We start from the raw sequence: 19,008 nt of genomic DNA on the forward strand, positions 1-19,008 counted from the left end.
CGTCCCATGGCACTGGTGAGTGCCGTGGCGACGCTCCTTGCCGCGCTCTTCGTCTGTCTGGGGACCGGGCCCGGGCCCGACCCCCATCACGAGGCGGCCCCGGAGGCGTACGGCGCACACGCGTCGGTGGCCGTGGCCGAGTACATCTGCCCGTACGAACGCGACGGCTGCTCCCTCGTCCCCTCCCTCTCCCCCGCGGTGCTCAGCGCGGCGCCGGTCGACCCCCCGCTCCACGCGGAGGGCCGGCTCCCGCGCCTCGACCCGCCCTCCGGTGACGGCCCGGCCCGCCGGTCCGGCGTCCGGCCGCGCGCGCCGGACCTGCACGTCCTTCAAGTTCTCCGGACATAGCGGCGGCGGGCCTGCCGCCCGCTCCCCGCGTGTCCCGCTCCGAACTCCACCCCATCCCTGAAGAAGGACGACATCACCATGGCCGCCAACCGCTCCGCCAACGCCGACCGCCGCGCCCGAATAGAGGAGATGCGCCGCGCCGAGCAGTCCCGCGAGCGCCGCAACCGTCTGATCACCATCGGCGTCTCCGGAGTCGTCGTCCTCGGCCTCGTCGGCTTCGGCACCTTCGTGCTGCTGAAGAAGTCCGACGAGCAGGACGCGAAGGAGGCCGCCGCCAAGGCCCCCATCAAGGCCGAGCAGACCTGGGACGCGAAGAAGCTCGGCCGCAACCACGTCGAGACCCCGGTCAAGTACGACATGAAGCCGCCGGTCGGCGGTGACCACCACCCGGTCTGGATGAACTGCGACGGCGTGGTCTACGACAAGGCGATCAACGACGTGAACGCCGTGCACTCGCTGGAGCACGGCGCCGTCTGGGTGACGTACAGCAAGAAGGCCGACAAGGCCGACGTCGAGAAGCTGGCCGAGAAGGTCGGCAAGACCAAGTACACGCTGATGAGCCCGGTGGACGACCAGACCGGATCGATCATGCTGTCCGCCTGGGGCAAGCAGGTGACCGTGGACAGCGCCACCGACCCGCGGATCGACGCCTTCTTCACGAAGTACGTCCAGGGCCCGCAGACCCCCGAGCCGGGTGCCGCCTGCACCGGCGGGGTCGGCCAGTGAGCAGGCCGGTGAGCCGGTCGGCGAGCGAGGGGACCGGGGCGGACGAGGAGTTCGCGCCCGCCGCGCGGCGCCGGGGCGGACGGACGCAGTGGGCGGCCGTCACCGCCGTCGCGCTCGCGCTGCTCTTCGCCGGGGGCGCCGTCACCGTCGCCTCCGCCGAGCGCGACGAGGCGCCTCGCACCCCCGCGACCGACTCCGCGGACGCCGGCTTCGCCCGGGACATGTCCGTCCACCACCAGCAGGCCGTCGAGATGTCGTTCATCGTCCGGGACCGCACCCGGGACGAGGCGGTGCGCCGTCTCGCGTACGACATCGCCAACACCCAGGCCAACCAGCGGGGCATGATGCTCGGCTGGCTGGACATGTGGGGGCTGCCGAAGCTCCAGTCCGGTGTCGAGCCGATGGCCTGGATGGGCATGGGCGGCATGGGCGGCAGCGGTGACCAGGACGGCGCGCTGATGCCGGGCATGGCGACCAACGCGCAGATGGACGCCTTGCGCAAGGCGAGCGGCCGGGAGGCCGAGGTCCTGTACCTGAAGCTCATGACCGAGCACCACAAGGGCGGGGTCCACATGGCCGAGGGCTGCGTGGCCAAGTGCGCCCCCGGCGTCGAGCGCGACCTCGCGCAGGGCATGGTCGACGCGCAGCGGTCCGAGATCCTGCTGATGGCCGACATGCTGAAGCAGCGCGGGGCCTGAGCCGCGCGGGGCCTGAGCCGCGCGGCGGACCGACCTCGCAAGGCCTTGACGGCCCCCGTGACCCCTTGCGGTCGCGGGGGCCGTGTCGCGCGCCGACAATGGGTGGGCTCGGGGACGTTCGTGCGACGACGTCGACGAAAGGTACGCAGCTCATGACCACGGCGAAGGACATCATGCATCCCGGGGCCCAGTGGATCCCCGCACACGAGACGCTCGACCGTGCCGCGCAGATGATGCGCAACCTGAACGTGGGCGCGCTGCCCATCGCCGACGAGAACGAACGGCTCTGCGGCATCCTCACGGACCGCGACATCGTGATCGGCTGTGTGGCCATGGGCCACGATCCGGCCAAGATCACCTGTGGCGAGATGGCCAAGGGCACCCCGCGCTGGGTCGAGGCGGGTGCCGACGTGGGCGCGGTCCTGGAGGAGATGCAGAGCCACCAGATCCGGCGGCTCCCCGTCATCGAGGGCAAGCGGCTCGTCGGCATGATCAGCGAGGCGGATCTGGCCCAGCATCTGTCGGACGAGCAGATCAAGGGCTTCTGCGCGAGCGTCTACGCCGCGACCTGACCCGGGTGCAGCACGGCTCGGGCCACCGCGTCCGGGCGGTCCAGCATGACCAGATGGCCCGACGGCACGGCCGCCTCGTAGGAGGCGCCGAGCCGTCGGGCCAGCGCGCGTTGCCGGCGCTCCCAGCGGGCGGAGCCGTCGGGGGCGGCGAGGACGGTGACGGGCAGGCCGGGCGGGAGGGGGAACCGCTCCCGCAGGTCGAGGAGTTCGGCGGCGACGGCGCCGTAGTGGGCGTTCTCCAGGAGGGTGCCGCGCAGGACCCGTGAGGTCCCGTAGACGCGGCGGATCAGCTCCGTGGGCGCCGGGTCCCGCCGTACGGACGCCCGGCGGAGGGCCGGGCCGAGCGCGGCGGGGACGCCGGCGGCGGAGAGCGCTCTGCCGAGGACCCGGGAGACGGCGGTCGTACGGGAGGGGCGGGGGTGCTCCTCCACCGAGGAGTCGACGAGGACGAGTGCGGCGGTACGGGTGGGGTGGAGGCGGGCGAAGGCCTCCGCGTGGAACCCGGCGAGGGAGTGGCCCACGACGGTGACGGGGATTTGGTGGCCGCCCAGCGCGTCCAGCCCGCCCGGCGCGTCCCATGCGTCCAGCGCGTCGAGGAGCGACGCGATCCGGGCCGCCTCGCCCGCCGCCGTCGGCGGCGCGGACGCGGGGGCGGAGAGGCCGTGGCCGGGGCGGTCGAAGCGGACCACGGTGCGGTAGGGGGCGAGCAGCGGCACGACCGGGTCCCAGTCGAACCAGCTCAGGCCGAGACCGGCGCTCAGGACGCAGACGGGTCCCGAGCCCTCGACGACCACGTGGTGGGCCACTCCCCCGATCCGTACGAAGGTCATCGCGCCCGCCTCCGTACGAGGGAGCCGGCGAGGACGGCGAGCCACACGGCCACCAGGAGGACCTGGAGCCGCTGGCCCGCGCCCAGCGACCACGTGCCCTTGCCGGCCTCGAAGGCGGCGACGGCCGCCAGGGTCCAGGCGGTGGCGGCGAGCTCCAGGACGACGAGGGCCGGGCCGGTACGGGCGAGGGGGCGCCAGTGGCCGTACCGGCGGGCGGCCACGGTCAGGGCGACCATCGCGGCGAGGGCGCCGGTCATGGCGAGGCTCGAACTGACGGCGTGGGCCGTATGGGTGGCGGGCACGAGACCGGCGGTCTCGCGCGCCGCGCACTCCGGGTCGGCGGTGGGGGTGCAGCTGAGCGGGAGCCGGGAGTCGGCGACGGTGGCGGCCCCGAAGACGGCGAGGGCGATCCAGCCGCCGAGCGCCCAGGGGCCGTGCCGCCGGGGTCCTCGGGTCGCGGCGAGCCCGGCGAGCGCGCCGGCGAGGACGAGGAGGCCGGCCGCGAGGTCGGTGGCGCGGAAGAGGCCGCCGAGGGGCTGGTCGGCGGCGGCGAGCTCGGAGACGTACGTCCGGACCGGGTCGAGCCCGGTCCGGACGAGGACTTCGAGGAGCCAGGCGGTGTACGCGAGCGCGCCGAGGCCGAGCAGGACCGCTGCCGCTCTCGTCGCCTTCTCGGGCACCTTTCCGGGCATGGTGGTTCGAACGTCAGGGCGTACCGGAAGGTTCCCTGTGGTCGGGGTGGACCCAGCTGGGCTTGCGGTACTTGAGGAGCGCGGCCGGGATGGCGATGCCGAGGACGAACAGTCCGCCGCCGACGATGAGCAGGTAGCGCCAGAGCGGCTGGTCGCCGAACTGGTCGGGCGGGACGAAGCCGATGACGAGCGCGGCGACGGAGGAGACGAAGCCGATGCCGGCGACCCACTGGACGGCGGGGACGCGGAAGCCCCGTTCGACCTCCGGCCGGCTCCTGCGGAGCTTGACGACGGCGACGAACATCAGGAGGTACGCGATCAGGTAGATCTGCACGGTGATGACGGAGAACATCCAGTAGGCGCTGGAGACGTTGTCGCTGAAGGCGTACAGGACGCCGATCAGGGTGGTGACGACGCCCTGCGCGATCATGATGTTCTGCGGGACGCCGTTCCTGTTGAACTTCTGGAGCGCGGGCGGCAGGTAGCCCTCCTGCCGGGAGAGCAGGACGAGGCCCTTCGCAGGTCCGGCGAGCCAGGTGAGCATGCCGCCGAGGGCGGCGCAGACCAGCATGAGGCCGACGACCTTGGTCATCCAGCCGATGGAGAAGTGGTCGAAGAAGGCCTGGAATGCCTGCATGAGTCCGGCGGTGAGGCTGAGCTGCGCCGAGGGCATGACCCAGGCGATGGCGAGGGCCGGAAGGATGAAGATCATCAGGACGAGGCCGGTCGCCAGGAACATCGACTTCGGGTACTCGCGCTTGGGCTCGCGCAGCGAGGAGACGTGCACGCCGTTCATCTCCATGCCCGCGTAGGACAGGAAGTTGTTGACGATGAGGACCAGGCTGGCGAGGCCGGTCCACGGCGGGAGCCAGTGGTCGGCGCTCATGGGCTGCGCGGAGGGGTTGCCCTGGCCGAGGAAGACCAGGCCGAGGACGACGAGCAGGACGCCGGGGATGAGGGTGCCGATGATCAGGCCGAAGGAGGAGAGCCCGGCGATCGCCTTCGTCCCGCGCGAGGAGATCCAGACCCCGCTCCAGTAGACGACGACGATGACGATCGCGACGTAGAGACCGTTCTCGGCGAGGGAGGGGTCGATGACGTACGCGAAGGTCGAGGCGACGTACGCGAGCAGGCTCGGGTAGTACGCGATGGTCATGGCGAACTGGCACCAGACCGCGAGGAATCCCAGCGGCTTGCCGAGGGCCTCGCCGACCCAGCGGTAGATGCCGCCGGACCAGCCGGAGGCGAGCTCGGCGCCGACGAGGGCGGTGGGGAGCAGGAAGACGATGGCCGGGAGCAGGTAGAGGAAGATCGCGGCGAGGCCGTAGATGGCCATCGACGGCGAGGGCCGCAGGCTCGCGACGGACGCGGTGGTCATGAAGGCGAGGGTCAGCCAGGAGATGCTGTTCATTCCCGGGGGACGCCCCCGGACCCCCTGCCTCTTCGTGCCGTCGTCCTGGACCGTCGCCGCGTCACCGGCGGTGGGACGTGCCGACTCTGCCGGGTCGTCAGTGGTCGTCATGGGCCCATGATCAGCGGGGCGGGGGCGGGCCGCATGTCGAGAGCGCGGGCGGACCGCAGGTCGGGCGTGGGGCGGACCGCAGGTCGGGCGTGGGGCGGGCGTGGGACCTGCCGGGGCGTTTTCCGGGACATCGCGTCGGTGTGACGATTACACTGGCCGGGTGCCTCAACTACGCCTCGCCCTGAATCAGATCGACTCGACCGTCGGAGACATCGCCGGGAACGCCGAGGCGATCGTCCACTGGACCCGGCACGCCGCCGGACAGGGCGCGCATCTCGTCGCGTTCCCCGAGATGGCGCTGACCGGCTACCCCGTCGAGGACCTGGCCCTGCGGCCCTCCTTCGTCGAGGCGTCCCGGGAGGCCCTGCGCGGGCTCGCCCGGCGGCTCGCGGACGAGGGCTTCGGCGAGCTGCCGGTCGTCGTCGGCTACCTGGACCGTTCCGAGCGGGCCGCGCCGAGGCTCGGCAGGCCCGCCGGCTCACCGGAGAACGCCGCCGCCGTGCTGTACCGCGGCGAGGTGGCGCTGCGCTTCGCCAAGCACCACCTCCCCAACTACGGCGTCTTCGACGAGTACCGCTACTTCGTCCAGGGCGACACCCTGCCGGTCGTCCGCGTCCACGGCGTCGACGTGGCCCTGGCGATCTGCGAGGACCTCTGGCAGGAGGGCGGCCGGGTCCCGGCGGCGCGCGCCGCGCGGGCGGGGCTGCTCCTGTCGGTCAACGCCTCGCCGTACGAGCTGAACAAGGACGACACGCGGCTCGAACTGGTCCGCAGGCGGGCCCGGGAGGCCGGCTGCGTCACGGCGTACCTGGCGTCGACGGGCGGTCAGGACGAGCTGGTCTTCGACGGCGACTCGATCGTCGTGGACGCGGCGGGCGAAGTGATCGCGCGCGCCCCGCAGTTCGTCGAGGGCAGCGTGATCGTCGACCTGGAGCTGCCGGCGGCCGACCCGGAGGCCCCGGAGGGGGTCGTGGGCGAGGGCACCGGCGATGGGCTGCGGATCGACCGAGTGGTGCTCTCCGGGAAGCCGCTGCCCGCGTACGAGCCGGAGCTCGCGGGCGGGTACGCGCACCGGCTCGACGACGACGAGGAGGTCTACTCGGCCCTGGTCGTGGGACTGCGGGCGTATGTCGCGAAGAACGGTTTCCGCTCGGTCCTGATCGGGCTCTCCGGCGGCATCGACTCGGCGCTCGTCGCGGCGATCGCCTGCGACGCGGTCGGCGCGGGGAACGTGTACGGGGTGTCGATGCCCTCCAAGTACTCCTCCGACCACTCGCGCGGCGACGCGGCCGAGCTGGCCCGCCGCACCGGTCTCCACTACCGGACGGTGTCGATCGAGCCGATGTTCGACGCGTACATGGCGTCGCTGGGACTCACCGGCCTCGCCGAGGAGAACCTCCAGTCCCGGCTGCGCGGCACGACGCTGATGGCCCTCTCCAACCAGGAGGGCCACATCGTCCTCGCGCCGGGCAACAAGTCCGAGCTGGCGGTGGGCTACTCGACGCTGTACGGCGACTCCGTCGGCGCGTTCGGGCCCATCAAGGACGTCTACAAGTCGACCGTCTTCCGGCTCGCGCGCTGGCGCAACCGGGCCGCCGAGGACCGCGGGATGACCCCGCCGATCCCGGAGGACTCGATCACGAAGCCGCCCAGCGCCGAGCTGCGCCCGGGCCAGGTGGACACGGACTCGCTGCCGGACTACGACGTCCTCGACGGGATCCTCGCGCTGTACGTGGACGCGGACCGCGGCAAGGACGAGATCGTGGCGGCCGGCTTCGACGAGGAGGTCGTCGCGCGGACGCTGCGGATGGTGGACGCGGCGGAGTACAAGCGACGGCAGTACCCGCCGGGCACCAAGATCTCGGCGAAGGGCTTCGGCAAGGACCGCCGGCTCCCGATCACGAACCGCTGGCGGGAGACGACGACGTCCTCCTGACCGTCCCGGCCCTCCTGTCGTCGGGGTCGAGGGGGCTTCCCGCCACGACGCGGGAGGCCCCCTCCGCCGTCGCGGGGGCCCGGTCGAGCAGGCCCGCGAGCGCCGCGATCGCGAGGCCGACGACCGTGAGGGCCGCGCCGACGAGGGCCGGCGAGGTCCAGCCCCAGCCGGCGGCGACGGCGGCGCCGCCCGCCCAGGCGCCGCCGGCGTTGGCGAGGTTGAAGGCGGAGTGGTTGGAGGCGGAGGCGAGCGTCGGGGCGTCCTTGGCCTTGCGCATGACCAGCATCTGGAGCGGGGTGGTGGTCATGAAGCCGACCGCGCCGAGCACGACGACCGTGACGAGGGCCAGCCACGGCACGTGGACGGTGAAGCGGAAGGCCACCAGGGCGAGGACGAGGGCCGCCAGGGAGCCGTACAGCGTCGGGCGGAGCGCGCGGTCGGTCAGCGGGCCCGCGGCGAGCGCCCCGCCCGTCATGCCGAGGCCGAAGAGGGCGAGGACGATCGTGACGGTGGACTCGCCGAAGCCCATCACCTCGGTCGTCATCGAGGCGAGGTAGGAGTACACGGCGAAGACGCCCGCGAAGCCGAAGACCGCGGTGAGCAGGCCGAGGAGCACCTGCGGGCGGCCGAGGGCCCGGATCTCGCGGCCCAGGCCCTGCCGCTCGTCCAGGGGGACGTACGGCACGAGGCGGGCGAGCGCCACCATGGCCAGGAGGCCGATGACCGTGACGACGAGGAAGGTGGCCCGCCAGCCGAGGTGCTGGCCGAGGAGGGTCGCGGCCGGTACGCCGAGGATGTTGGCGACGGTGAGGCCGAGGAACATCGTGGCCACCGCCCGCGCCTGCCGGTCCTCGGGCACGAGCCGGGCGGCGACGACCGCGCCGACGCCGAAGAACGCCCCGTGCGGGAGTCCGGCGAGGACCCGCCCGGCGACGAGCCAGCCGAAGCCGGGGGCGAACGCGGAGGCGAGGTTGCCGACGACGAACAGGGCCATCAGCAGGAGCAGCATCCGCTTGCGCGGGATCCGCGAGCCGAGGGCCGTGAGCAGCGGGGCGCCGACGACCACGCCGATCGCGTACGCGGAGACGAGGTACCCGGCGGTGGGGACGGAGGTGCCGAGGTCGTCGGCGACGTTGGGCAGGAGGCCCATCATCACGAACTCGGTCGTGCCGATGCCGAAGGCGGAGACGGCGAGCGCGAGCAGCGCCAGGGGCATGGGGAGAGCCTTTCCGGAATGTCCCGAAGATAGTTCTTCGTCGGAACAAAGACTCTCAGGTGGATTCTTCCCCGCGGCTTCCGGGGGATGAAGGGAAGGTTTCGCCCCGACCCTCAGAGCTTCACGCGGGCGGCGATCGGGAGGTGGTCGCTCTTCGTCTCCGGCAGCGCCCAGGACGACATCGGTTCGACGCCCTTCACCATGATCTGGTCGATCCGGGCCATCGGGAACGAGGCCGGCCAGCTGAAGCCGAAGCCGTCGCCCGCCGCGCCCTGGGTGGAGCGCAGCTGCGAGGTGACCGCGTTGAGCGAGCGGTCGTTCATGGTGCCGTTGAGGTCGCCGAGGAGGACGATCCGCTCGTGCTTGTCGTGGGAGATGGCCTCGCCGAGGGCGTTGGCGCTGTTGTCGCGCTGGTTGGCGGTGAAGCCCGCGTTGAGCTTGACCCGGACGGACGGCAGGTGGGCGACGTACACCGCGACCTCGCCCTGGGGGGTCACCACGGTGGCGCGCATGGCGCGGGTCCAGCCCATCCGGATGTCGACGGGCTGCGCGGCGCGCAGGGGCAGCTTGCTCCAGAGGCCGACCGTGCCCTGGACGGAGTGGTACGGGTACGCCTCGGCCAGGCCCCGCTCGTACGTCGGGACCATGTCGCCCTTGAGCTCCTCCAGGGCCAGCACGTCGGCGCCGGACGCGGCGAGTCCGCGGGCGGTGCCCTCGGGGTCCGGGTTGTCGGCGTTGACGTTGTGGGTGGCGACGGTCAGGTCGCCGCCGGAGGCCGACTTGTCGGCGACGAGGCCGCCGAAGAGGTTGAGCCAGACCACGGACGGCAGCAGCAGGGCGATCAGGGCGGTGGCGGAGCGGCGTACCAGGGCGAGTACGAGCAGCAGGGGGACGAAGAGGCCCAGCCAGGGCAGGAAGGTCTCGGTCAGGCTGCCGAGGTTGCCGATCTTGTTGGGGATCTCGGCGTGGAACACCATCAGGAGGGTCAGTGCCACCGCCGCGGCGGCGATCAGGATGCCCCGGCGCCAGATGCCGCGGTCGCGGCGGAGGCCGTCGAGGGCGGTCCGGAACCGGGATCCGGAACCGGTGGGCCCGTTCCCGTCGCCGCCGTACTCGGTCTCCGTCATGTCCACCCGCGCCATCGCACTGTCCTCACTGCTGCCTTGCCGTCTTGCGTGACCCGGTGCCGACACTAGGCGATCCCGGGTCCGTCGTACTCCCCCAGGGACGACACTCGCGCGTGGCGGGTTCCTGCAGGTGGCGCGGGCGGGGGCCCTGTGACAGAACGCGCACATTCGTCCGGGCCGCCGACCGGGCCGGCGGGCGGATCAGGTGCGGGGGCGGAGGCCTTCCATGACGGTGTCGACGATCCGCTCGGCGAGGCCGGGCTCCAGGGTGCCGCCGGGGCGGATGACGGTACGGAGGAGCAGGGGGCCGGTGAAGAGGTCGTTGACGAGCTCGACGTCGAGGTCGTCGCGGAGCTCGCCGCGCTCCATCCCGCGCCGCACCGCGTCCAGGCCGAGGCGGCGGCGCGGCTCGATCACGGTGTGGTGGTACGTGTCCCACAGCTTGGGATAGAGCTGCATCTGCGAGAACACGTTGTGGAGGAGGGCGGAGGTCCGCTTGGCGAGGCCACGCTGCCGGATCGACTCCAGGAGCGTCACGAGGTCGTCCCGGACCGAGGTGCCGGGCAGCACCGGGTCCGGGAGCTCCACGGAGCGGAGCAGGTCGACGAAGAGCTCTTCCTTGCCGGGCCAGCGCCGGTAGATGGTGGCCTTGCCGACGCCGGCGGTGCGGGCGAGCTTCTCGATGGACAGCTCGGCGAGCGGGGTGCCGCCCTCCAGGAGCGTGATGGCCGCGTCGAAGATCGCCTGCTCGGCCGCCTCGCTCCGCGGCCGCCCCCGCCGGGCGGGCCCGGCCTCGGGGCCCGCCTCGGGGCCCGGACCCCCGCAGCCCACGGGCCGCGGCCCGTCGTCGTGGGGTTCCGGGGTCCCGCCGTCCTGCAGCGACACGTGCGCTCCGCCTCTCCTCCGGTGGCCGGCCGTCGGCCTATCGACGGGCCGATTCTCCCGCCTCGGCGCCGGGCCCGGGTACGGCGGCCCGCCGGGCGGCACCGTCCGGAGCGGTGGCGTCCGGTGCGGTGGCGTCGGAAGTGGCACCGTCCGGAGTGGCACCGTCCGGAGCGGTGGCGTCGGGACCGGCGCCCTGCGGCGTACGGCCCGGGAGGAAGCCGGCCACCACGGCCGCGCCGATCAGGGCGATCACGGCGGAGGCGACCGCCGTGACGTGCATGGCGCCGAGGAAGGCGTCGTACGCGGGGGCCACGAGGTCCCGGCCGGCCGGACCGAGCTTCTCCGCGACCGCGAGCGTCGCCTCGATGGACTCGCCCGCCGTGTCGCGCAGGGCCGCAGGGACGCCGCCGAGGTGTCCCTCGATCTCCCCGCGGTACGTGGAGGACAGCACCGACCCGAGGACGGCCACGCCCATCGCGCCGCCGACCTGCCGGAAGGTGTTGTTGACCGCCGAGCCGGAGCCCGCCTTCTCCCGGGGCAGCGCCTGCATGATCGAGACCGTGACCGGCGGCATGATGTGCGCCATTCCGGCGCCCTGGACGAAGAAGACGACCTCCATCGCCCAGATCGGCGTCGAGGCGTCGAAGAAGGCGAAGGCGGCGAGGCCCGCGGCGACGAGCAGCATGCCGACGGTGCACACGGCCTTCGCGCCGAAGCGGTCGACGACGAGCCGCGCCCGGGGCGAGAACACCATCTGGGCGACGGCGAGCGGCAGGATCAGCAGCCCGGACTGGAGCGCGCTGTAGCCGCGCACGCTCTGGAGGTAGAAGGCGGAGAAGAAGGTCACGCCCATGAGGGCGAAGAAGACGAGGGCGATCGCGGCGACGGCCGCCGAGAACGCGGGCTTCCTGAAGTACGCCATGTCGATGGCCGGGTGGTCGCTGCGCCGCTCGTGCAGGACGAAGAGGACGAGGACCGCGAGGCCGCCGAGGACCGGGGCGAGGACGGTGACGTCGGTGAAGCTCGCGAGCTCGCCGCCGCGGATGATCCCGTACACGAGGAGGACGAGTCCGAGGACGGAGAGCAGTACGCCGGGTACGTCGATCCGGCCCGGCTTCGGGTCACGGGAGTCGGGGACCAGCCAGATCATCAGGGCGAGGGCGAGGAGCACGACGGGGACGTTGACGAGGAAGATCGATCCCCACCAGAAGTGTTCGAGCAGGATGCCGCCGGCGATCGGTCCGATCGCGATGCCCATGCCGACGCCGCCGGCCCAGATGCCGATGGCCTTGGGCTGCTCGTCCCGCTCGAAGACGTTCATGAGGACGGAGAGGGTCGCGGGCATGACGAACGCGGCGCCGAGGCCCATGACGGCCCGGTAGGCGATGAGCTCGTCCGGGGAGCCGGAGAGGGCGGCGAGGGCGGAGCCGATGCCGAAGACGGTGATGCCGAAGAGCAGCACCTTCTTGCGGCCGAGGCGGTCGCCGAGCAGGCCTGAGGTGAAGAGGAGGCCGGCGAAGACGAGCGTGTAGGAGTTGATCGCCCACTCCAGCTCGCTCTGGGTGGCGCCGATGCCGGTGGGCGCGGGGGCGGCGATCGTCCTGACCGCGACGTTCAGGATCGAGTTGTCGAGGACGACGATCAGCAGGCTGAGCATGAGGACGCCGAGGACGGCCCAGCGGCGCCGGTGGACGGCCTCGGGTATCCGGGGCGGGGCAGGGGCAGGGGCGGGAGCAGGGGACGGCTGCGACATGCCGATCACCCTAACCCTATTTCGATACGAGACCGTCTCGTATCGAAAAACCTGGCGGAGTCTTTACGCGACGTCCTTACGCGACGTCTTTACGCGACGCGGGACGTTGCACCGGTGTGAACAGCGCCACTCCGGCCCACTTCCCCGCCCGCCCGGCGAAGTGCCACCATGGATGTGGTCCGGGGACGCCGTCAGGGCGCCTCGAGATGACGAAGGAGCCGTTCCCCATGACGCTTCAGGCTGCCCAGAAATCACCCGCCGACAGCAGCAAGGCGCTGTACGGCGGCCAGGGCACGCGCCGCATCACCGTCCACGACATCGCCGCCGCCAAGGCCCGCGGCGAGAAGTGGCCCATGCTCACCGCCTACGACGCGATGACCGCGTCCGTCTTCGACGAGGCCGGCATCCCCGTGATCCTCGTCGGCGACTCGATGGGTAACTGTCACCTCGGCTACGAGACCACCGTGCCGGTCACGATGGACGAGATGACGATCCTCTCCGCCGCCGTCGTCCGGGGCACCAAGCGCGCCCTCGTCGTCGGCGACCTCCCCTTCGGCTCGTACCAGGAAGGGCCCGTCCAGGCCCTGCGCAACGCCACCCGGCTGATCAAGGACGCGGGGGTCAACGCGGTCAAGCTGGAGGGCGGCGAGCGCTCCCTGGCCCAGACCGAGCTGCTCGTCCAGGCCGGCATCCCCGTCATGTCCCACCTGGGCCTCACCCCGCAGTCCGTCAACACGATGGGCTACCGAGTGCAGGGCCGTACCGACGAGGCCGCCCACCGGCTGCTCAGCGACGCCAAGGCGGCGCAGGACGCGGGCGCCTTCGCGGTCGTCCTCGAACTCGTACCGGCCGAGCTGGCCGCCGAGGTCACCCGCTCGCTGCACATCCCGACCATCGGCATCGGCGCGGGCGCCGGCACCGACGCGCAGGTCCTCGTCTGGACCGACATGGCCGGTCTGACCGGCGGCAAGGTCCCGCGCTTCACCAAGCAGTACGCCAACCTCCGCGAGACGCTCGGCGACGCCGCGCGCGCCTTCGCCGAGGACGTCTCCGGCGGGGCGTTCCCCGCCGAGGAGCACACCTTCCACTAGTTCGACGGAGAGTCCCCCGAAGCCACTGCGGCACCTCCGACAGCCCGCCGACATCCCCCATCGGCGGGCTGTCGGTCGTCTGTCGGGGGATTGTCGGTGGCGGCTGGTGTAGTGGCTGCCATGACGCGATCACACACCAACGCCGTCGAGGTCCGGGGCCTCGTGAAGCACTTCGGCGCGACGAAGGCCCTCGACGGGGTCGACCTGGACGTCCGGGAGGGCACCGTCCTCGGGGTCCTCGGGCCGAACGGCGCCGGGAAGACCACCCTCGTCCGCTGCCTGTCCACCCTCCTCGTCCCGGACTCCGGGACCGCCACCGTCGCCGGCTACGACGTGGTGAAGCACCCCCGCCAGCTGCGCCGCACCATAGGCCTCACCGGCCAGTACGCCTCCGTCGACGAGAAGCTCTCCGGCTGGGAGAACCTCTACATGATCGGGCGGCTGCTCGACCTGTCCCGGCAGGACGCCCGACGCCGGTCCGACGAGATGCTGGAGCGCTTCTCCCTCACCGACGCCGCCAAGCGCGCCGCGATGACCTACTCCGGCGGCATGCGCCGCCGGCTCGACCTCGCCGCCTCGATGATCGGGCAGCCCTCCGTCCTCTACCTGGACGAGCCGACGACCGGTCTCGACCCGCGCACCCGCAACGAGGTGTGGGACGAGGTCCAGCGGATGGTCTCCGAGGGCGTCACCGTCCTCCTCACCACCCAGTACATGGAGGAGGCGGAGCAGCTCGCGAGCGAGCTGACCGTCATCGACAAGGGCAAGGTCATCGCCAAGGGCGGCGTCGACGAGCTCAAGGCGAAGGTCGGCGGCCGGACCCTGAAGATCCGCCCGGTCGACCCGGACCAGCTGTCCGCGATGGCCGCCGCGCTCCGCGAGACCGGTCTCGACGGCATCGCCGGCTCGACCGTCGTGCCCGACGAGGGCGCCCTGTACGTGCCGATCCTCACCGACCAGCAGCTGACCGCCGTCGTGGCGCTGCTCGGGGCGCGCGGCTTCGGCATCGCCCACATCGGGACCCATCTGCCCAGCCTGGACGAGGTGTTCCTCGCGATCACCGGCCAGAAGACCGACGTGTCCGACGCGATCAGCGAGGAGGTCGCCGCGTGAGCACGACCACGACCACCACGACCACTGCCACCAAGGCCCCCGGCGACACCCCGAGGACGGCTCCGGCGCGCCCCGCGCCGTCCGCCGAGGGCCGGATCGGGCTGCGGGCCAATCTCCGCCACATCGGCGCCCTGGCCCGCCGCAACGCCCTCCAGATCAAGCAGGACCCGGAGTCGATGTTCGACGCCGTCCTGATGCCGATCATCTTCATCCTGCTGTTCGTGTACGTCTTCGGCGGCGCGATCTCCGGCAAGGGCAACAACGACGTCTACGTCAACTACGTGACGCCCGGCCTGATGGCGATGATGGGCATGAACATCGCCATGGCCGTCGGCGTGGGCATCAACGACGACTTCAAGAAGGGGGTCATGGACCGGTTCCGGACGATGCCGATCGCCCGGTCCTCCGTCCTGATCGCGAAGATCGTCGTCGAGGTCGGCCGGATGCTGATCGCCACCGCGATCCTGCTCGGCATGGGCTTCCTGCTCGGCCTGGAGATCCACACCTCGGTGCTCCACCTCTTCGCCGCCATCGGTCTGTCGATGGTCTTCGGCGCCTCGCTGATGTGGATCTTCATCCTGCTCGGGCTCACCCTCAAGACGGCCCAGGCCGTCCAGGGCATGGCGATGCTCGTCCTGATGCCGCTCCAGTTCGGCTCCTCGATCTTCGCCCCGACGACGTCGATGCCGGGCTGGCTGGAGACCTTCACCGACTACAACCCGCTGTCGAACCTCGCCGACGCCGCCCGGAACCTGATCAACGGCGGTCCGGTCGCCCACTCCGTGTGGATGACCCTCGGCTGGGCGCTGGTGATCACGGTCGTCACGGCGCCGCTCGCGGTCACCAAGTTCCGCAAGAAGACCTGACCGGAAAGACGGGGTTCAGGACTCGGCGCGCTCACTGATCGCGTCGGCGGCGCGGCCGAGCAGGGCGGCGGTCTCTTCCAAGGAGAGGCCGCCGCCTTCGGCGTACGCCGCGGCGAACTCCTCCTCGCCGAGGACGGACCGGGTCAGCTCCGTGGCCGTGGCCAGGTTCTCCCGCTCCAGCGGCGGCGGCAGGTGCCCGGGCGGAACGAGACCCGCCCCGGCCCCGAGGAGCGTCGCCGCGAACCGCGCGGAGGGACCGCCGAGGCCGGCGAGCGCCCAGGCGGCGACGACGACGTGGACCGCCGGCATCTGCGGGGCGACCATCATCGACAGGGAGCCGAGGGAGCGCTCGTACGCCTCCCCCGCGAGGGCGAGCGCGGAGCCGTACCGCCCGTCCACGGCGTCCAGCCAGGCCAGGCTGCCGAGCGTGAAGCCCTCGAAGATGGACAGGGTCTCGGAGCCGAACTCCCCCCGCAGCGCGTGCAGGTGCTCGCGGGCCTCGGCGGTGCGACCGCTGCGGCCGAGCGCCAGGGCGAGGAAGATGCGGGCGCCGAGCAGGGGTTCGTGGCCCCAGCCGTGGCCGCCTGCCACGATCTCGCGCAGGATCGCCTCCCCCTCGTCGACCCGCCCGGTCTCGACGAGCGTCCCGGCGTACCGGGCCCGCAGGAGCGCCATCTGCGACTGGGCGCCGATACGCTCCGCGCAGTCGATGGCGGCGGCGAAGTCGTCGGCCGCCTCCTCGAACTCGAGCCGCCGCTCGTGGGCCTCCGCGCGGGAGGAGAGCGCCTCGGCAGCACCCCAGGCGTCACCGAGCCGGAGGAAGAGCTCCAGGCTCTCGTCGGCGTCGGCGATCGCCTCGACGGCCAGGTCGGCCCGGTTCGCGGACATGTTGGCGCGCATCTGGAGGGCGTTGGCGAGCTCCCAGTCGTAGCCGTGGCGCCGGCAGGCCCCGACCGTCATGTCGAGGAGCTCGCGGAGCCGGCCGGCCTCGCCGATGAGGAGGACGGCGAAGACGGCGAAGGAGCCGGGCAGCCGGCAGGTCTGCGGCAGGCCGGGCTCGTAGACGGCGGTCATCTCACGGAGCCGGCGCACGCCTTCGGGGCTGGTCCAGCGCCCGGTCTCGTGGTCCATGTTGAGGAGCTCCACCAGCCGCACCCCGCGCCGGGCCTCCCAGCGCTGCTCCTCGGAGAGCGGCGGCGGGGCGGCCGTGCACGGCTCGTGCAGGGGGACGACGGGGGCGGCGGGCGGCGTGAACGGGTCGGGCCCGAGGGCGGCGGCGGCCCGGGCCCAGTGCAGGGCGTCGGTGCGGAGGTCGCGCATCTGCCAGTACCAGAGCAGGGAGTGGACGAGGACGAGCGCCTCGTCCTCGTCGCGGGCGGCGACGGCCCGGCGCAGGGCGGTGCGGAGGTTGCCGTACTCGGTCCCGAAGCGGGTGATGGCGGCGACCTGTCCGGAGCCGCGGAGCTCGGGGTCGGTGCGGCGGGCCAGCTCGCGGTAGTACGCGAGATGCCGCCGCTCGGTCGCCGGCCGCTCCCCGGCCTCGTCGAGGCGCTCCCCCGCGTACTCGGCGACGGTCTCCAGGAGCCGGTAGCGCATGCCGGTCTCGCCGGGTGCGGAGACGACGAGGGACTTGTCGACGAGGGAGCCGAGCGCTTCGAGGACGTCGGCGTGAGCGTGGACGGGGGCGTCGGGGTGGGCCGGGGCGTCGGCGTGAGCCCGGGTGTCGGCGTGAGCCCGGGTGTCGGCGTGGGCCCGGGCGTCGGCGTGGGCCCGGGCGTCGGCGTGGGCCCGGGTGTCGGCGTGGGTGTCGGTGCCCGCGCACACCGCCTCCGCCGCCTCCAGGTCGCTGCCGCCGGTGAACACCGACAGACGGCGCAGGACGGCCCGTTCGGGGTCGTCGAGGAGGTCCCAGGACCAGTCGACGACCGCGCGCAGCGTCTGCTGGCGGGGCAGTACGGTCCGGGCGCCCGAGGTCAGCAACCGGAAGCGGTCGTCGAGCCGGTCCGCGATCTGGCGCAGGGTCAGCATCCTCAGCCGGGCCGCGGCCAGTTCGATCGCCAGCGGCAGCCCGTCCAGGCGGCGGACGATCTCCGCCGCCGCCTCCGGGTCCTCCGCGGTGCGGAAACCGGGGCGGACCGCCGTGCCCCGCTCCCCGAAGAGGCGCAGCGCGGTCTCCGTCGGCAGCGGTCCCAGCGGGCGCACCACCTCGCCCGGCACGCCCAGCGGCTCCCGGCTCGTCGCGAGGACCCGGAGCCCGGGGCAGCGGGCGAGCAGGGTCTCGGCCAGGTCGGCGGCGGCCGCCACGAGGTGCTCGCAGTTGTCGAGGAGCAGCAGCATCCGGCGCCCGGCGCAGTGCTCGACGAGCCGGGCGAGCGGGTCGTCCCCGGCGCGCAGCTCCTCGGCTCCTGCGCCGCGCAGCACGGTCTCGCGGGCGCCGACGGCGGCGAGGACGGCCTCGGGCACGGCCTCCGGGTCGCGTACGGACGCGAGCTCGGCCACCCAGACGCCGTCGGGCCATGCCCCGGCGCCCCGCTCGGCGGCCTCCTGCGACAGCCGGGTCTTGCCCGCCCCGCCGGTCCCGAGCAGGGTGACGAGCCGCGCGCCCCGCAGGTCCTCCTGGAGGGCGACGATCTCCTCGTCCCGCCCGACGAAGCTCGTCAGCCGGGCGCGGAGGTTCCCGGGACGGCCGGGGGCCGGCGTCGGCTCCGGCCTCGTCGCCGGCTTCGGCCGCGGCTTCGGCTCCGGGGCCAGCAGCTCCGTGTGGAGGGCGCGCAGGGCCGGGGAGGGGTCCGTGCCGAGGCGGTTGGCGAGGGCGCGGCGGACCGACTCGTACGCGGCGAGCGCCTCGGCGGCGCGGCCGGTGTCCCGCAGGGCGCGGATCCGCAGGGCCTGGAGGGGCTCGTCCAGGGGGTGGGCGGCGCAGAGCGCGGTCAGCTCGGGGAGGGCCGCGGTGGCCTCGCCGAGCGCGAGGGCCGCGTCGAGTCTGGCGCGGCGGGCGTCGAGGCGGCGGGCCTCCCAGCGGGCGGCCTCCGTGTCCCGGTCCGGGAGGTCGGCGAGGGCGGGCCCGCGCCAGAGCCCGAGGGCCTCGTCGAGGAGGGCGGCGGCCCGCGCGGCGCCCCCGCCGGCGAGTGCGGCGACGCCCTCGGCGGTGAGGTGTTCGAAGCGGTGGGCGTCGACGTCCTCGGGCCGGGCGTCGAGCCGGTAGCCGCCGTCGGCCGAGATCACCTCGGTCCGCCCGAGGGCCCGGCGCAGCCGCCCGACGAGGGCCTGGAGCGCGGCGACCGCGTCGGCGGGCGGCTCGTCGCCGTACCAGACCTCGTCGACGAGGGCCGGTACGGGCACGGTCCGGCCGGCCCGCAGGGCGAGCACGGTCAGCAGCGCCCGCACGCGCGGACCGCCGACGTTCACGGCGGCGCCGTCGGGCGCATGGGCGAGGGTCGGGCCGAGCAGGGAGTAACGCACGCCCCCATTCTCCGCGAGAAGCCGCCCATCCCCGGAAGCGGGGCGCGCGGACGGGGGCATCCGATGCGGGGAGGGAGCGACGCAGGGCAGGGGGGACGGCCCGTACGTCGGCGGCGCCCCCGCCCCGGAACTTCGTCCGCCACCCGGTACGTTTCCCGCACACCAGCCCTT

General features: G+C 73.0%; 16 protein-coding genes. 8 read left to right on the forward strand and 8 right to left on the reverse strand.

The window, feature by feature from the left end; translation table 11 throughout:
* The first annotated feature begins 6 nt into the window (after positions 1-6).
* The 4 genes from ACFC0G_RS18955 to ACFC0G_RS18970 all read left to right on the forward strand — a co-directional run bounded on the left by ACFC0G_RS18955 (position 7) and on the right by ACFC0G_RS18970 (position 2,344).
* Positions 7-348, forward strand: coding sequence for a hypothetical protein (locus ACFC0G_RS18955; RefSeq protein ID WP_376404576.1), 342 nt, complete (start codon positions 7-9; stop codon positions 346-348).
* Positions 349-426: 78 nt separating this feature from the next.
* On the forward strand, positions 427-1,074 hold the full coding sequence (locus ACFC0G_RS18960) for a DUF3105 domain-containing protein (protein ID WP_376404578.1): 648 nt from the start codon (positions 427-429) through the stop codon (positions 1,072-1,074).
* A gap of 119 nt (positions 1,075-1,193) precedes the next feature.
* Positions 1,194-1,772: a DUF305 domain-containing protein gene (locus tag ACFC0G_RS18965; RefSeq protein ID WP_376405213.1), complete on the forward strand. Its 579-nt coding sequence runs from the start codon at positions 1,194-1,196 to the stop codon at positions 1,770-1,772.
* 152 nt (positions 1,773-1,924) lie between these two features.
* A complete protein-coding gene (locus tag ACFC0G_RS18970; RefSeq protein WP_376404580.1) occupies positions 1,925-2,344 on the forward strand; it encodes a CBS domain-containing protein in 420 nt (139 codons plus the stop codon).
* Here the strand turns inward: ACFC0G_RS18970 and ACFC0G_RS18975 are convergent.
* From ACFC0G_RS18975 to ACFC0G_RS18985, 3 genes are read right to left on the reverse strand one after another with little or no spacing between them, the layout of a single operon-like run.
* The gene (locus tag ACFC0G_RS18975; protein WP_376404583.1) at positions 2,329-3,174 is read right to left on the reverse strand and encodes an alpha/beta fold hydrolase; all 846 of its coding nucleotides are present in this window, start codon (positions 3,172-3,174) and stop codon (positions 2,329-2,331) included. The two genes, ACFC0G_RS18970 and ACFC0G_RS18975, sit on opposite strands and share 16 nt — an antisense overlap.
* A complete protein-coding gene (locus tag ACFC0G_RS18980; protein WP_376404585.1) occupies positions 3,171-3,866 on the reverse strand; it encodes a DUF998 domain-containing protein in 696 nt (231 codons plus the stop codon). Before ACFC0G_RS18980 ends, ACFC0G_RS18975 begins: the two co-directional genes overlap by 4 nt.
* Positions 3,867-3,879: 13 nt before the next feature.
* On the reverse strand, positions 3,880-5,388 hold the full coding sequence (locus tag ACFC0G_RS18985; RefSeq protein ID WP_376404587.1) for an APC family permease: 1,509 nt from the start codon (positions 5,386-5,388) through the stop codon (positions 3,880-3,882).
* 160 nt (positions 5,389-5,548) lie between these two features.
* On the opposite strand from ACFC0G_RS18985, the gene ACFC0G_RS18990 reads away from it, so the two are divergent.
* Positions 5,549-7,324: an NAD+ synthase gene (locus ACFC0G_RS18990; RefSeq protein WP_376404589.1), complete on the forward strand. Its 1,776-nt coding sequence runs from the start codon at positions 5,549-5,551 to the stop codon at positions 7,322-7,324.
* Here ACFC0G_RS18990 and ACFC0G_RS18995 read toward each other — a convergent pair.
* The 4 genes from ACFC0G_RS18995 to ACFC0G_RS19010 all read right to left on the reverse strand — a co-directional run bounded on the left by ACFC0G_RS18995 (position 7,287) and on the right by ACFC0G_RS19010 (position 12,305).
* Complete coding sequence (locus ACFC0G_RS18995) at positions 7,287-8,540, reverse strand: MFS transporter (RefSeq protein ID WP_376404591.1); 1,254 nt, start codon at positions 8,538-8,540, stop codon at positions 7,287-7,289. The two genes, ACFC0G_RS18990 and ACFC0G_RS18995, sit on opposite strands and share 38 nt — an antisense overlap.
* Positions 8,541-8,653: 113 nt before the next feature.
* Complete coding sequence (locus ACFC0G_RS19000; protein WP_376404593.1) at positions 8,654-9,682, reverse strand: endonuclease/exonuclease/phosphatase family protein; 1,029 nt, start codon at positions 9,680-9,682, stop codon at positions 8,654-8,656.
* A gap of 186 nt (positions 9,683-9,868) precedes the next feature.
* Positions 9,869-10,552 carry a TetR/AcrR family transcriptional regulator gene (locus ACFC0G_RS19005; protein WP_376404595.1) on the reverse strand — a complete coding sequence of 228 codons (684 nt, stop codon included), beginning with the start codon at positions 10,550-10,552 and terminating at the stop codon, positions 9,869-9,871.
* Between the two features lie 37 nt (positions 10,553-10,589).
* Entirely contained in the window at positions 10,590-12,305 is a 1,716-nt protein-coding gene (locus ACFC0G_RS19010; protein WP_376404597.1) for an MFS transporter, read from the reverse strand.
* A gap of 227 nt (positions 12,306-12,532) precedes the next feature.
* Between ACFC0G_RS19010 and panB the strand changes: the two genes are divergently transcribed.
* From panB to ACFC0G_RS19025, 3 genes are all read left to right on the forward strand, one after another.
* Positions 12,533-13,396 (forward strand): 3-methyl-2-oxobutanoate hydroxymethyltransferase, encoded by an 864-nt coding sequence (gene panB, locus ACFC0G_RS19015; RefSeq protein ID WP_376404599.1) that lies wholly within the window; start codon positions 12,533-12,535, stop codon positions 13,394-13,396.
* A 120-nt stretch (positions 13,397-13,516) separates the two neighbouring features.
* Complete coding sequence (locus ACFC0G_RS19020; RefSeq protein WP_376404601.1) at positions 13,517-14,509, forward strand: ATP-binding cassette domain-containing protein; 993 nt, start codon at positions 13,517-13,519, stop codon at positions 14,507-14,509.
* Positions 14,506-15,375 carry an ABC transporter permease gene (locus tag ACFC0G_RS19025; RefSeq protein ID WP_376404603.1) on the forward strand — a complete coding sequence of 290 codons (870 nt, stop codon included), beginning with the start codon at positions 14,506-14,508 and terminating at the stop codon, positions 15,373-15,375. The genes ACFC0G_RS19020 and ACFC0G_RS19025 overlap by 4 nt, the downstream gene beginning before the upstream one ends.
* A 15-nt stretch (positions 15,376-15,390) precedes the next feature.
* Here the strand turns inward: ACFC0G_RS19025 and ACFC0G_RS19030 are convergent, their stop codons facing one another.
* Entirely contained in the window at positions 15,391-18,837 is a 3,447-nt protein-coding gene (locus tag ACFC0G_RS19030; RefSeq protein ID WP_376404605.1) for a BTAD domain-containing putative transcriptional regulator, read from the reverse strand.
* Positions 18,838-19,008 lie beyond the last annotated feature (171 nt).

It is taken from the genome of Streptomyces sp. NPDC056169 (assembly GCF_042268445.1).
GTDB lineage: Bacteria > Actinomycetota > Actinomycetes > Streptomycetales > Streptomycetaceae > Streptomyces.